This is a genomic window from Allobosea sp. NPDC055594 (genome assembly GCF_053618995.1).
On the sequence record NZ_JBSHIO010000006.1, the window covers coordinates 51,020 to 65,400 of the forward strand.

The 14,381-nt window shown below is 67.0% G+C and carries 9 protein-coding genes; 5 read left to right on the forward strand and 4 right to left on the reverse strand.

Annotation, left to right across the window (positions count from 1 at the left end):
• Nucleotides 1-5 precede the first annotated feature (5 nt).
• From ACWGRX_RS13810 to ACWGRX_RS13820, 3 genes are all read right to left on the reverse strand, one after another.
• Entirely contained in the window at nt 6-947 is a 942-nt protein-coding gene (locus ACWGRX_RS13810) for an ABC transporter permease (protein WP_452117997.1), read from the reverse strand.
• Entirely contained in the window at nt 913-1,872 is a 960-nt protein-coding gene (locus ACWGRX_RS13815) for an ABC transporter permease (protein WP_452117998.1), read from the reverse strand. The genes ACWGRX_RS13810 and ACWGRX_RS13815 overlap by 35 nt, the downstream gene beginning before the upstream one ends.
• A 144-nt stretch (nt 1,873-2,016) precedes the next feature.
• Nucleotides 2,017-3,804, reverse strand: coding sequence for a peptide ABC transporter substrate-binding protein (locus ACWGRX_RS13820; RefSeq protein WP_452117999.1), 1,788 nt, complete (start codon nt 3,802-3,804; stop codon nt 2,017-2,019).
• 784 nt (nt 3,805-4,588) lie between these two features.
• Here ACWGRX_RS13820 and bcsN point away from each other — a divergent pair.
• The 5 genes from bcsN to ACWGRX_RS13845 are packed head-to-tail and all read left to right on the forward strand — an operon-like array spanning nt 4,589 to nt 13,318.
• Nucleotides 4,589-5,428: a cellulose biosynthesis protein BcsN gene (gene bcsN, locus ACWGRX_RS13825; protein ID WP_452118218.1), complete on the forward strand. Its 840-nt coding sequence runs from the start codon at nt 4,589-4,591 to the stop codon at nt 5,426-5,428.
• A 21-nt stretch (nt 5,429-5,449) separates the two neighbouring features.
• The gene (gene bcsA, locus ACWGRX_RS13830; protein ID WP_452118000.1) at nt 5,450-7,636 is read left to right on the forward strand and encodes a UDP-forming cellulose synthase catalytic subunit; all 2,187 of its coding nucleotides are present in this window, start codon (nt 5,450-5,452) and stop codon (nt 7,634-7,636) included.
• Nucleotides 7,633-10,098: a cellulose biosynthesis cyclic di-GMP-binding regulatory protein BcsB gene (locus tag ACWGRX_RS13835; protein WP_452118001.1), complete on the forward strand. Its 2,466-nt coding sequence runs from the start codon at nt 7,633-7,635 to the stop codon at nt 10,096-10,098. The genes bcsA and ACWGRX_RS13835 overlap by 4 nt, the downstream gene beginning before the upstream one ends.
• A gap of 11 nt (nt 10,099-10,109) precedes the next feature.
• A complete protein-coding gene (locus ACWGRX_RS13840; protein WP_452118002.1) occupies nt 10,110-11,129 on the forward strand; it encodes a glycosyl hydrolase family 8 in 1,020 nt (339 codons plus the stop codon).
• Nucleotides 11,120-13,318, forward strand: a complete 2,199-nt coding sequence (locus ACWGRX_RS13845) for a hypothetical protein (protein WP_452118003.1) — start codon at nt 11,120-11,122, stop codon at nt 13,316-13,318. The genes ACWGRX_RS13840 and ACWGRX_RS13845 overlap by 10 nt, the downstream gene beginning before the upstream one ends.
• A 142-nt stretch (nt 13,319-13,460) precedes the next feature.
• Here the strand turns inward: ACWGRX_RS13845 and ACWGRX_RS13850 are convergent, their stop codons facing one another.
• Nucleotides 13,461-14,372: a polyphosphate kinase 2 family protein gene (locus ACWGRX_RS13850; protein WP_452118004.1), complete on the reverse strand. Its 912-nt coding sequence runs from the start codon at nt 14,370-14,372 to the stop codon at nt 13,461-13,463.
• Nucleotides 14,373-14,381: the final 9 nt, after the last annotated feature.

Sequence of the window (14,381 nt, forward strand, 5' to 3'; positions counted from 1 at the left end):
CGGCTTCAGATGACGCGACGGGGATCGAGGGCGTCGCGCAGGCCGTCGCCGATGAAGTTGATCGAGAGCACGGTCAGGAAGATCGCCGCGCCCGGGAATATCGCCCAATGCGGCGCGACATCGAGATGGTCCTTGGCGTCGAAGAGCAGGCGTCCCCAGGTCGGGATGTCCGGGGGGAAGCCGAGGCCGAGGAAGGAGAGCGTCGATTCCGCGATGATCGCCGAGGAGACCTCGATGGTCGCGGCGACAATGACCGGGCCGATCGCATTGGGCAGGATGTGGACGAGCATCTGGCGCGTCTTCGTCGCGCCCTGCGCCCGCGCCGCCTCGACGAACTCCTTCTCGCGCAGCGAGAAGAACTGGGCCCGGACCAGCCGCGCCACCGGCATCCAGCGCAGGCCGCCGATGACGATGACGATCAGGATGAAGACGCCGCCCTCGACGCCGAACACCGCCTTGAGCTGCTCGCGGAAGAGATAGATCACCAGCAGCAGCAGCGGCAGCTGCGGCAGCGACAGGAAGAGATCCGTCACCCACATCAGGAAGGGGTCGAGCCCGCGGCGCGACATGCCGGCGAGCGCGCCAATGAAGACGCCGACGAGCGTCGCCACCACCATCGCGGCGAGGCCGACGGCGAGCGAGATGCGCCCGCCATACATCATGCGGGCAAGCAGGTCCTGACCGAGATCGTCGGTGCCGAAGGGATGCGCCCAGGACGGCCCCTGCAGCTGCGCCGAGAAATCGATCTCGTTGATCGGCACGGTCCAAATCCATGGGCCGACGACGACACCGAGGATCAACAGGCAGAGGATGACCGTGCTCGCCATGGCGAGCCGGTGGCGGCGGAAGCGCCGCCAGGTTTCGCGCCCGGGCGAGACCGATACGCTCGCCGCGGCGGCGGCCGCAGCCGGATCAGCCGAAGGAGATGCGAGGGTCGAGCCAGCCATAGAGCAGATCCGCAATGAGGTTGAAGAGGACGACCAGGCAGGCGAAGACGAAGGTGACGGCCATGATCACGGGCGTGTCGTTGGCGAGGATCGCGTCGATCAGCAGAGAGCCGATCCCGGGAATCCGGAAGATCTGCTCGGTGACGATCGCGCCGCCGAAGACCGCAGGCATCTGCAGGGCGACCAGGGTGACGACCGGGATCAGCGCGTTGCGCGTGATGTGCCGGAGCGTGACGGTCCTCTCGCCGAGGCCCTTGGCGCGCGCCGTGGTGACGTAGTCCAGCCGGATCACGTCGAGCACGGCAGAGCGGACATAGCGAGTATAGGACGCCGCCTGGAACAACCCGAGCACGGTGATCGGCATGATCGCCTGGCGGAACATCTCCCAGTACCAGCGCCAGCCGGTCGCGGCGATGTCGGAGCGATAGACGAAGGGGAACCAGTCGAGCTTGATCGAGAACAGCAGGATCAGCAGCAGGCCGGTGAAGAAGGTCGGCAGCGAGAAGCCGACGAAGGCGAGCGTGTTGGCGATCTGGTCGAAGACCGAATAGGGCCGCGTCGCCGCATAGATCCCGACCGGCAGCGCGACGCACAGCGCGAGGATCTGCGAGGTTCCGACGATGAAGAGCGTGGTTGGGACGCGCTGCAGGATCAGGTCGTCGACATTGATGCGGCTGGCGAAGGAGAAGCCCCAATCGCCCTGCAGCATGGCGGAGAGCCAGCGCAGATAGCGCACCATGATCGGATCATTGAGGCCGAAGCTGGCGCGCAGCGCCTCGCGCACCTCGGGCGGGACATTGGGATTGGTCGCCATCTCCGAGAACGGGTCGCCCGGCGCCATCGCCAGCACCGTGAACAGGATCAGGCTGATGCCGAGCAGGCTCGGAATGGCGATCAGCAGTCGCCGCAGAAGATAAGTCGCCATCAAGGGTTCCCGTGAACGGGGTCGCTAAAGCGAGCCGCGCGGGCCGATGGCGAGGAGACACCACCGGGCCGGGCCAACTCGCGCGGAAGCGGCAGAGGGCCGCTCACGGACGGTTTCGACCACCCGTGAGCGGTTTAGCCGGCCTCAGCTGCGATACCAGGCAGCCACGTTCCAGGTGTCGACGTCCCAGCCGCTGTGATCGTGCATCAGGTTGCTCGCCGAGGCGGCGACGCGGGTGCGCGAGAGCAGAGGCAGGATCACATTGGCTTCGCAGAAGATCTCGTTGACCTTGATCAGCAGGGCCGCGCGCTTGGCAGGGTCGAGTTCCTTCTGCGCCGCCCTGTAGGCCTTGTCGGCCTCCGGGTCGGAATAGCGCGAGACGTTCCGGCCCAGCCATTTGTTTTCCTTGGTCGCGACCTCCCAGGAAACGAACTGGTTGAGGAAGCGCTCCGGATCGGGCTGCGGCTGCGTCGTGGTGTACATCTCTATGTCGACATAGAGCTTGGTGTAGGTGTCGGGGTTCGCCACGTCGGAGGAGAAGAACACCGACGCCGTCACCGACTTCAGCTCAAGGTCGATGCCGGCCTTCTGGGCCGCTTGCTTGATGATCGCCTGCGTCTTCTGGCGCGGGGCGTTGATCGAGGTCTGGTAGACGTATTTGAGCTTCTTGCCGTCCTTCTCGCGAATGCCGTCCGAGCCACGCTTCCAGCCGGCGTCGTCGAGGATCTTGTTCGCCTTGTCGACGTTGAACTCGTATTTCAGCTTCTGCGACTTGAACTGCTTGGGCTCGTTGACGAAGCTCGCCGTCGCGGTGCCGCCGCGGCCATAGATGAACTTCTGGATCGAGTCGCGGTCGATCAGCAGGTTGAACGCCTCGCGCACCTTCGGGTCCGACAGCGTCGGGTGCTTGGTCTTGATGCTGGAGCGCTCGCCATCGACCTCGGTCCACGGATCCGTGGTGTTGAGGATGATGAACTCGATGTCGCCCGAGGGCACCGCGCTGACCTTGCCGCGGCCGCCGGTCTCCATGCGCTTCAGGACCTCGTCCTCGACCTGCAGGTTCCAGGCATAGTCGAACTCGCCGGTCTGCAGCACGGCGCGGGCCGCCGAGACCGCATCGCCGCCGCCCTTGACCTCGATCGTGTCGAAATGCGGCTGGTTCTTGACGTGATAATCCTCGTTGCGCACGCCCGTGAGAATGTCGCCCGGCTTGAACTCGACGAACTTGTAGGGGCCCGTGCCGACCGGCTTCAGATTTGCCGGCGCCTCGCGGGACTTGGCGCCCTTGTACTCGCCAAAATGGTGCTTCGGCAGGATCTGGCCGACGACCCCGACGAAGGGGTCGGCCCAGAACGGCGTCGGCTCCCTGAAGATCACCTTGACGGTGTGGTCGTCGACCTTCTCGACCTTGATGTTGGTGTAGGAGCCGGTGGTGTAGGCGGCCGTCGCCGGGTCGGCGGCATATTCCCAGGTGAAGACGACATCGTCGGCGGTGAAGGGTTTGCCGTCATGCCATTTGACGCCCTGCTTCAGCTTCCAGGTCACCACCTTGCCGTCTTCGGAGAGCCCGCCATTGGCGCGGGTCGGCACCTCGGCGGCGAGCTGCGGCGTCAGGTTGCCTTCCTTGTCCCAGCCGGCGAGCGGCTCGAAGAAGATGCGCCCGGCAATCTGGTCCTTGGTGCCGCTGGCAAAATGCGGATTGAGCAGCGTCGGCGCCTGCCAGAGCAGAATCTTGAGCGGCCCGCCGCCGCCGGCCTTGGTCGGCTTGTAGGCGAGAGAGGCCTGCGCCATCGCGACGTCGTTCCAGGCCAGGATCTGCGACGCGAAGGGAGCTGCGACACCGACCGCAGCCAGTCGCTGAATGAATGCGCGTCGCGAAACGGAACCGTCCTTCACGCCCTCAACCAGGTCGCGCAACTTATGTTCGTCCATCACTGATCCCCTCTGCTGACATCGGTCAGTCATTCCGAAACCGAGGCTTTTTGCCTCTTTTTTAGTAGTCGGCGGCGCCAGCAAGGCATGTGCCACGAAAGGCGTCAACAGGGGCGTGACGGAAACGGGGCCGCGATGGCCGGCCTGCACGCATAAAACGCAACGGCCACAGCTTGCACGCATCCACGCCGCGTCGGGCTCGCTCATCGCCTCCGGCCGAAACCCGACGACGGCCCCGGGCAGGAGGCCGTTCACCGGGCCGTCCCAAACCTATTAAGACGCTGTGCCGGTTTGCTTTATCTCATCGCTGCAAGCCAGGCGGCTTCTGGCGGGCCCCCTCGCCCGGTGCCGTTACCCTCCGGGGACGCGAGCGGCCGCCGGCGCATGGACCGTCAGCTCGGCACGCCGACCGCGGCGCTGCTGGCGCGCGCACCCGATAGAGGAACCCGGCGGGCATTTGCCATGCTTGGTCAGGCCGGAGGCAGCCCCGCAGGATCTACGCAATACCCATCGTCGGTGGACGACACGATTATCTTATTACAGTAGCGACGGGTTGGCCGCGAAGCACGAATCAATTGTATTGGGCCCAATGGATTTGCTCTCGGCCGACACTCGTTCAACGCGCAGCGCCAAGTAAGTTCTCCTTAACGATTGTTAACGATGGTCAAGACATGACGGCCCGCACCAACCGTTCCGCGCGACAATGACAGGCCCCCGGCAGCTGCCGACCGGATTTTTTAGCAAGCGCGCGATATCGCGCTCCCGGCAGGCGACGCTGGTGACGATGGCGGGTTTGGCGGCGCTGATCGCCGGCTGCGGCGAACAGCGGCTGAGCGATTCCGAGCTGGTGTTCTCGAGCCGCGCGGTGAATGTCGACCCGAGCCGGGCGATGATCGCGCTGCCGCCGGGCGGGCCACCGACCATTGCCGTCGCGCAGCGACATTACGACAACGCCATCGCTCAGACGATCGCGCTCGCGACGCGGGGCCGCACGCCCGGCGAGAACACGATCCATGTGGCGTTCCTGACCGCAGCGGACGTTCCCGACAGCGAAGGCGTCGCCGGAAACCTGCTCAAGGAACCCGGGCTCGACGACCACGTGCTCGCGGCCGAGATGGAGGAGCGCCTGCCCGGAGTGGCAATGGCGACCTCGGCGCTATTCGTGCAGAACAAATACGGCCCGTTCGGCTATGCCTACGGACGCGGCGTCGGCAACGACGCCTGCATCTATGTCTGGCAGCGCCTGATGCGCGGCGACAGCCTGTTTTTGCCGAAGACCGGAGCGGCCTCGATCCGGATCCGCATCTGCGAGCCGGGCGCGAGCGAGGCCGCGCTGCTGCGGCTGGCCTATGGCTACTCGCTGAACGCCTCGCTTGGCCGGACCGGCTGGGATCCGGTCGGCGCCTCGCCCTCGCCGGCGCCCAATCTGGGCGAGGCGGGCGCGCCGATCTATCCGGTGCGGCAGCCTTCCTTCGAGGATGTCCTGCCACCGCGAACCAGCGCGCCGCGCCCGGCGCGACCCATGCGCCAGAGCCCGCCGCGCGAAACTGCGCCAGCCGAACCTGCGATTCCCGACCGGCCGATGGAAGGCTACCCGACCGTGCCACCACCACCCGTACGCTGAGCAAGAAGCGCCAAGTCACCGATGCCAACCGCGATTTACGTTTTCGTCTGGGCCGTCACGGCAGCGCTGGTCACGGCGCTCATTGCGCTGCCGATCAGCCTCCAGGCCCATCTGATCGCCAGCACCATCCTGGTCGGCGCGATGATCCTGCTGAAGCTGCTGCGCCCGCTCGGCGTCTGGCGGCTGATCGCGCTCGGCCTCGGGACGGCGATCGTGCTGCGCTATGTCTATTGGCGCGCCACGAGCACGCTGCCGCCGGTCAACCAGATCGAGGACTTCGTCCCCGGCGTCATCCTCTTCATCGCCGAACTCTACAATATCGGCATGCTGTTCCTCAGCCTGTTCGTGGTGGCGATGCCGCTGCCGCGCCGCGAAACGCCGCCGATCGACCTGGAGAACGCGCCGACCGTCGACGTCTTCGTGCCGTCCTACAACGAGGACGCCGATCTCTTGGCGACGACGCTCTCGGCGGCGCTCGCGATGGACTACCCGGCCGGCAAGCTTCAGGTCTATCTGCTCGACGATGGCGGCACCGACGAGAAGTGCAACTCCGACAATTTCGCCGCCGCCAATGCCGCCAAGCAGCGGCGCGCGACGCTCCAGAAGCTCTGCACGGGGCTGGGGGTCACCTATCTGACGCGCGAACGCAATCTCAGCGCCAAGGCCGGGAACCTCAATAACGGCATCGCCCATTCGCAGGGCGAGCTGATCGTCGTCTTCGACGCCGACCATGCCCCGGCGCGCAGCTTCCTGACCGAGACCGTCGGATTCTTCGCCCGCGACCCCAAGCTCTTCCTGGTCCAGACGCCGCATTTCTTCATCAATCCCGACCCGCTCGAGCGCAATCTGCGGACGTTCAAGGAAATGCCGTCGGAGAACGAGATGTTCTACGGCATCATCCAGCGCGGCCTCGACAAGTGGAACGCGTCCTTCTTCTGCGGCTCCGCCGCGGTGCTGAGCCGCAAAGCGCTGCTGACGACGAACGGTTTCTCCGGACGCTCGATCACCGAAGACGCCGAAACCGCGATCACCCTGCATGCCGCCGGCTGGAACAGCGTCTATGTCGACAAGCCGCTGATCGCCGGACTCCAGCCGGCGACCTTCGCCAGCTTCATCGGCCAGCGTTCGCGCTGGGCCCAGGGGATGATGCAGATCCTGCTCTATCACCGGCCGTTGCTGAAGCGAGGCCTCTCTCTGCCGCAGCGCCTTTGCTACACGTCGACGGCGCTGTTCTGGCTGTTCCCGTTCGCGCGGATGATCTTCCTGATCGCGCCGCTGTTCTATCTGTTCTTCGGACTCGAGATCTTCGTCGCGACCGGTGGCGAGTTCATCGCCTACATCGTCGGCTATATGGTCGTGAACCTGATGATGCAGAACTATCTCTATGGCCGCTATCGCTGGCCATGGATCTCCGAGCTCTACGAGTTCATCCAGTCGCTGTATCTGCTGCCGGCCGTGATCTCGGTCCTGCTCAACCCCAGCAAACCGACCTTCAAGGTCACCGCCAAGAACGAATCCCTCGAGACGCGCCGCGTTTCCGAGCTCGGCATGCCGTTCCTGATCATCTTCATCATCCTGGCGCTGGGGGTGGTCGCGCAGTACTGGCGGACCATCGCCGAGCCCTACAATGCCGACACGACGCTGGTCGTCGGCCTCTGGAACATCATGAACCTGCTGATGGCCGGCTGCGCGCTCGGCGTCGTCTCGGAACGGCCGGAGGGCCGCGCCGCCCGCCGTTTCGCCGTCAAACGCCGTGGCGAGATCACGCTGAACGACGAGAAAACACCGATGGTCACCGAGAATGCCTCGGTCGACGGCATCGCGATCCGGATCGGCGGAACATCGATCGGCAGCAAGCCCGTGATCGGCGATCAGGCGCTGATCTCGTTCGAAACCAGCCTCGCCATGCCCAGCGGAAGGCTGCCGATCCGGATCAAGCGCATCGAGCAGGATGCGGAGGGACTGATGCTCGGCTGCCGCTACGAGCCATCCGAACCCTTGCACAGCCGGATGATCGCCGATCTCGCCTTCTCCGATGCCGAGCGCTGGAGCCGCTTCCAGAAGGCGCGGCGCAACAATATCGGCGTCGTCCGCGGCACGACGCGCTTCCTCCGGATCGCGCTGTTCCAGACCAGCCGCGGCCTGTCCTATTTCATGGGCCTCTATCGGCTGGGCAAGGTCGCCAGCAAGCCGAGTGCCGCGGAATGACGGCGCTCCATCCGCCCCGGCTGTTGCGCGCCCTGGCCATCGCCCTGGCGACGACGACGCTTCCCGCCCTCGCCCAGCAGCCGGGCGCGCCGGGCGGTGCCCCGGCGCCGTTCATGATCGCACCGCCGGCTCCGGCCAGCGCCGCGCCGACGGCCCCTGCCCCCACGCCGATCACGCCGGCGCCGACGGCGGCGATACCGAGCACCGCCTTGCCTTCCGCCGGGGGATTCGGCTTCAAGCCGCTCCTGCCGGCGGCACGGGTGACGCTGGAAGGCGAAGCCGACACGCGCAACTGGGCCTTCTACCTGACCCAGGACGAGGCGAACTCGGACCTCGCCCTCGACGTCGCCTTTCAGAATGCGCTCGTCGTCATGCCGGAAGCCTCGCGCCTGACGGTACGGATCAATGGCGAGCGGGTGCTCGAAACGCCGGTCGCCTCCTCGGACCGCCTGGCGCGCCTTTCGACCAATCTGCGCAGGGGCCTGCTCCGTCCTGGTCAGAACACGATCCGCTTCGAAGCGATCCAGCGTCACCGCACGGATTGCTCGGTCGCGTCGACCTATGAACTCTGGACCCGCATCGACGGTGCCGGCACCAAGCTCAGCTTCCGCTCGCCGAGTGCGACGGATTTGCGCCTGCGCAGCATCGACGACCTGCCGGCGATCGGCACCGACGAGAACGGTCAGACCACCATCCGCATCGTCGCCCCGGGGGCTTCGAGCGCTGCGGCGGCGAACATGATCTTCGCGGTCTCGCAGGCCACCGCATTGCGCGGGCGCTACGGCCAGGCGGTGGTGCAGGTCTCCGAGCGGGCGCCCGGCCGGGCGAGGCCGGGCACGCTGACCGTCGTCCTTGCGACGACCGCGGAACTGCCTGATCTCCTGACGCAGGTTCCCGAGGAGGCCAAGGCACGCAGCTTCGTCGGCTTCGTCTCGGACGCCCGCCTCGGTCCATCGACCCTGCTGGTCACCGGCGCGAGCTGGCCAGACATCGAGAACGTCGTCGCGACCCTGCTCACGGCGCCCGTCTCGCGGCCGACCAATGTCAACCGACAGCTCATGGACACGTCGAGCTGGCATCTGCCGAACGCGCCCTTCCTGTCCGAGGCCCGCGCCTTGCGCTTTTCCGAGCTCGGCATCGCAAGCCAGGAATCCTCCGGCCGCCGGCTGCGCACACGCGCCGTCGTCGCCTTTCCCGGCGATTCCTATGCAAACGCCTATGGCGAGGCGACGCTCTATCTCGATGCGGCCTATGCGGCCGATGTGCTGCCCGGAGGCAGCCATCTCGAGATCTTCGTCAACGGCAATGTCGCGGCGACAGTGCCCTTCAACGCGACCTCCGGCGGGCTGCTCCAGCAGTTTCCGATCACGGTGCCGCTGCGGCATTTCAGGCCGGGGATCAACGAAATCTGGCTCGAGGCGGTGACGCTGACCCATTCCGACCAGGCCTGCGGACCAGGCGCGACCTTGCCCGGCCGGAGCCGCTTCGCGCTGTTCGACACCTCGACCCTCTCCTTCCCGGACTTCGCCAAGATCGGCGTGCAGCCCAATCTCGCGGCGGTCGCCGGAACCGGCTTCCCCTATTCACTGGCGACGCGCATCCCGCTCATCCTGGGCCGCCACGACACGGCCAATTACGGTGCGGCGGCGACCTTGGTCGCGCGCATCGCCCAGCGTGCGGCCAGGCCGCTGGCCGTGGATGCCCTCGCCACCGTCGCGACCACCGACGATCAGCCGGCCCTGATCGTCGGCGCCGCCGGCCAGCTGCCGCAGGGCATTCTGCCGCGCGTCGGGGTCGCGGAAAACGTTCGCACGACCTGGCCGACACGCGCCGACACCGTACTGATCGCACCCGAGAACGACGCCGGGGCGATCTTCGACGCGGTCATCAACCGCTTCCAGGGTCAGAAGGCACCGGGTCCCCAGGAGCAGGCGGAGCCGACGACGGACGCGTTGCGCGATCGCTGGCGCAGCTCGCTCGGCGGGCCCCTGGCCCGCTATTTCGTCGCCTTCGACCAATGGCTGCAGAGGACCTTCCATCTCTCCTTCGCCCAGTTGCGCATCCCGTCCTCCGGCGGCGGGCTCTACGAGCCGGCCGATGGCACCGATATGATCGCCGCCCAGGCCGTTGACCCGGCGAGCCGGCAGGTCTGGACCGCCTTCGTCGCGCGCCGCGAGGAAACGCTGGAAGCGACGGTCTCGCGCATCGTCACGCCCGGCAACTGGGCCAAGCTCGCCGGGCAGGTCACCGCCTTCCGCGGCAGCCAGGATGTCCACGTCGTCGAGCCGAGCCAAACCTCCATGGTGATGACACGCAGCTTCTCGCTGGCGAATATGCGCCTCGTCCTCGCCAATTGGCTGTCGAGCAATATCGGCGTTTATGCGCTGGCCCTGCTCGGCGCCTGCATCGCGCTCGGCATCTCGACCTCGCTGATGCTCGGCCGTCTGGGCCAGAAGCCATGAGACGGAACCCGATGAAAAGGCTGGTCGGAGCCGTCGCCGCGGCGATGCTCGCCTTTGCACCCGCGGCGCAGGCGACCCTGCCGCTCGAAGCCTGGGAGCTCTATCAGCAGAAATTCGTCATGCCGGACGGGCGCGTCGTCGACGACCTCAACGGCGCGATCAGCCACAGTGAGAGCCAGGGCTACGGCCTGCTGCTCGCCTGCCTCGCCGGCGACCGCACGAGCTTTGCCCGCATCCTCGCCTTCACGCGCACGGAGCTGCTGATCCGCGACGATGGGCTCGCGGCCTGGCGCTGGGACCCGAAGGCGACGCCGCGCGTCACCGACATCAACAACGCCACCGATGGCGATCTGCTGATCGCCTATGCGCTGAACTGTGCCGGTTCGGCCTGGGCGATGCCCGGCTACACCAACGCCGCCCGCCAGCTGGCGCGCAACATCGCCAAGGCCACCTTCCTGAAACGCGGCAGCGAAACCTGGCTGATGCCGGCCGTCACCGGCTTCTCGGAGAAGGACCGAGCCGACGGACCGGTGGTCAACCCCTCCTACTGGGTCTTCGAAGCGCTGCCGGTGATGGCGCGCCTCACCGGCGACAATGGCTGGCTCAAGGTCCAGGCGACCGGGCTGAAGCTGCTCGACACGCTCGCCAAGGCGAACATGCCCGCACCCGAATGGATGTCGGTCAAGGCCGAGCCGCGACCGGCCGACGGCTTCCCCGCGCAATTCGGCTACAATGCCATGCGTGTCCCGCTCTATCTGCTGCGGGCCGGCCTCGGCGAACCGGGGCGCCTCGCACCATTCCGCGCGGCCTGGGTGAACGGGCCCGCCATCGTCGACGTCCGCAGCAAGCAGGCAGTCGAACAGCTCTCGGATCCCGGCTACCGGATCCTCGTAGCAGCGCTGGCCTGCGCGGCCGACGGCACCGCGATCCCGCAAGAACTGAAATCCTTCGTGCCGACGGCCTACTACCCCTCAACCCTGCATCTGCTCACGCTGGCGATGCTGAGCGAGAGGTATCAGCGATGCATGTGAAGTCGATCCTGCTGGCTGCCGTCGCATCGGGCGCCATCTTCTACGGTCTCGGTCGCTTCGGACAAGGAGGCGAGCTGCCGCCGGCGCCCAAGCCGGGCACGCCGAGTGCTTTCACGCTGGACCAGCCCGCGGCCGAGGGGGCCGAGATCAAGCCGGAGCTCGCCCAGGCCCCGCCGCCTGCCAATCTGCCCGCCGGGCAGCGTCAGGCCCAACCGGCTCCGCCCGTCGACGAAAGCGCGCTGCGTTATTTCGCCAGCCAGGGCGACACGCGCCGCTTCGAGGCGGAGCTCGCGAGGCTGCGTGCACTCTATCCGCAGTGGAAGCCGCCGACCGACCTCAACACGCCGATCCCGGCCGGAGACCCCGAGCTCGAGCGGATGTGGAAGCTCTTTGCCGAAGGCAAGCTGAGCGAAGTCCGCGCTGCCATCGCCGGGCGCAGCTCCAAGGAAACCGGCTGGAGCCCGCCGGCGGACCTCGCCCAGCAGCTCGACCAGGCCGAGGCAGCCCAGCGCCTGGTCAACGCCTCCAATGCCCGGCAGTGGGAACAGGTCATCAGGATCGGCACCGAGACGCCTGCCCTGCTCACCTGCGCCAATGTCGATGCGCTCTGGCGCGTCGCCGAAGCCTTCGTCCAGACCGAGCGCAGGGACCGGGCACGCGACGCCTATTCCTACATCCTCGCCAATTGCGAGAAGGCGGAGGAGCGGCTCGGGACGATGCAGAAGGCGCTCTCGACCCTGCAGGACGAGCAGGTCAACGCCCTGATGGCGCTGGAACGGCAGAACGAATTCGCCAGCATCCGTGACGAACTGGCCCGCCGCCGCATCGGCCGGGCGGCGGAAGACCCGAAGCTCACCGTCAGCGCAGACGATCTGCGCCGGCTGGAGGTACTCGCCAACGCCGCGACGACGCCGGACGACCCGATCCTGCTCGGCTTCTACGCCCTGCACCATGGCGAGCCGGCCAAGGCGTCCGACTGGTTCCGGATGGCGCTCGCCCGCAATGGCGGCGCCAAAGCGGCGGAGGGCGCCGTACTCGCCTTCGCAGCCAACGGCAAATACCAGGAAGCCGAGGCGCTCGGTTCGCAATGGCTGGAGGCAGGCCCGGCCAACCGCAAGGCCTATCTCGACGCCCTGACGGCGTTGCTGACGCAGGAGCCGCCACCGCGCTTGGAAGCGGTCGTGCTGGAGCGGATCGTCAAGACGGTCAGCGCCGATCGTTACGCGCTCGGCGCCGCCGCGCTCGGCTGGTATGCCTATAATTCCGGCCAGACCGTGCCAGCCGAGCACTGGTTCGAAACCGCCCTGGCCTGGGATCGCGAGCATGAGCCCGCCGCCTTCGGCCTGGCTCTGGCGCGCCAGAGGCTGCGCGACGTGGCGGGCCTGCGTGCCATCGTCGCCGAATGGCGTGGGCGTTCGCAGCGCATCGCCGATATTCTGGATCCGCGCCGGCGCCACCTCTCGGCTCGCGAGGCCCCGCCGCGCGAGACCGGGATCAGGCCGGCCACGCCGGAGCCCATTGCTGTGGAGCGCATGCCGCGGGCGCAGGCACTCGAAGCCTCCCCCCGGCCTCCGACGGCAGTGCGGCGCCTGACAACGGAACCTGCACCGGTCGATACTTACCTGCCTGCCGAACGTCCCCCCGCGCTGCGTGAGGCGGCGCGCCCGGTCCGCGGTGGCAGTTGCGGCAGCGGCAGCGGCAGCTCCGGCGCTGCCGCGCTGGCGCGCGGCTGGTGCCTGCTCAATCTCAAGCGCCCGGCATCGGCGATGCAGGCCTTCGAGGCAGCGATGCGCACAGGCGACGGTCAGGTGGTGGCCGATGCGGCCGCCGGCAAGGCCTATGCCGCGCTCCAGCAAGGGTTGACGAACGAAGCGACGGCCGCAGCGACCTCGGCCGCGCTGCCGCCTGCGCGCCGCCGCGAGCTCTCCGCTTTGCTCCTGTCCGAGCGCTTCTACGCGCAGTACGACGCCAAGAACTTCAACGCCGCGCTGCTCACCTTGGAGGAGCGCGCCAAATACGCCCCGGAGACCACCGACCTGATGCTGATGCGCGGCTGGTCCTATTTCAACGCCCGGCGCTACGAGGATGCGCGCCGGGTGTTTCGCGCGCTCTACAAGGTCAACCGCTCGTCGCAGGCGCTCTCCGGGCTGACGGCGATCGACGACGCGACCCAGCGCAACCGGTACTGAGGCGGCCGCCCTATAGCATCGGACCGAAAAGTGGACTCCACTTTTCGGTCCGATGCGGCAACACTGAGATAGATCACCGTGACCGCGTCCGAACGGACGCGCGGCGATCTAGGACCCGCCGCAGCCGCGGCGGGTAGTTCGCTCAGGATTTGCGCTTCGCACCATTGGCGCCGTTGCCCTCGCCGGCGAGCTCGGCGCGCGCGCGATGCATCGCCGCACGGGCCTCTTCGTCGAGCCTGGGGAATTGCGGGTCGAGTTCCTCGAGCTTGTCGGCGATCGCGGTCGCCACCAGGAGGCGGCTGAACCATTTGTTGTCGGCCGGCACGACATACCAGGGAGCGTGCTTGGTCGCGGTTCCGGCGAGCGCCTCCTCATAGGCATTCATATAGTCCGGCCAGCGCTTGCGTTCGGCCAGGTCGCCCGCATCGAACTTCCAGTTCTTGGCCGGCTCGTCGATACGCTCGAGCAGGCGGCGGCGTTGCTCGCCCTTCGAGACATGCAGGAAGAACTTCAGGACCAGCGTGCCGTTGCGCGCAAGATGCCGCTCGAAATCGCGGATGCTGTCATAGCGATCCTTCCAGATATCCTCCTTGACCAGCGATGGCGGCAAGTTCTGCTTGGCCAGGATCTCCGGGTGCACCCGTGCGACCAGCACCTCCTCGTAATAGGAGCGGTTGAAGATGCCGATATGGCCGCGCTGCGGCAGGGCGCAGGTCGTGCGCCAGAGAAAATCATGGCGCAACTCGACGATGCTCGGCGCCTTGAACGAGGTCACCTCACAGCCCTGCGGATTGATCCCGGACATCACATGCTCGATCATGCCGTCCTTGCCGGCGGCATCCATCGCCTGCAACACGATCAGCACCGCCCAGCGCCCCTCGGCATAGAGGCGCTCCTGCAGGGCATGCAAACGCCTGGTGCCGGCCGCCAGCAGCTCCCTGGCCTCTTCCTTGTCGATATCGAGGCCGACCGTGTCGCCCGGATCGAAGTCGGCGAGCCTGAACTTCTCGCCATTGGTCACCATGAAGCGCTTGATCAGCTCGTCCTTCAGCATCATCCTCTC

Bases quoted from the DNA above. Each gene is read 5' to 3' on its own strand.
- ACWGRX_RS13810 (WP_452117997.1), bottom strand. From the start codon at position 947: ATGGCTGGCTCGACCCTCGCATCTCCTTCGGCTGATCCGGCTGCGGCC.
- ACWGRX_RS13815 (WP_452117998.1), bottom strand. From the start codon at position 1,872: ATGGCGACTTATCTTCTGCGGCGACTGCTGATCGCCATTCCGAGCCTG.
- ACWGRX_RS13820 (WP_452117999.1), bottom strand. From the start codon at position 3,804: ATGGACGAACATAAGTTGCGCGACCTGGTTGAGGGCGTGAAGGACGGT.
- bcsN (WP_452118218.1), top strand. From the start codon at position 4,589: ATGGCGGGTTTGGCGGCGCTGATCGCCGGCTGCGGCGAACAGCGGCTG.
- bcsA (WP_452118000.1), top strand. From the start codon at position 5,450: ATGCCAACCGCGATTTACGTTTTCGTCTGGGCCGTCACGGCAGCGCTG.
- ACWGRX_RS13835 (WP_452118001.1), top strand. From the start codon at position 7,633: ATGACGGCGCTCCATCCGCCCCGGCTGTTGCGCGCCCTGGCCATCGCC.
- ACWGRX_RS13840 (WP_452118002.1), top strand. From the start codon at position 10,110: ATGAAAAGGCTGGTCGGAGCCGTCGCCGCGGCGATGCTCGCCTTTGCA.
- ACWGRX_RS13845 (WP_452118003.1), top strand. From the start codon at position 11,120: ATGCATGTGAAGTCGATCCTGCTGGCTGCCGTCGCATCGGGCGCCATC.
- ACWGRX_RS13850 (WP_452118004.1), bottom strand. From the start codon at position 14,372: ATGCTGAAGGACGAGCTGATCAAGCGCTTCATGGTGACCAATGGCGAG.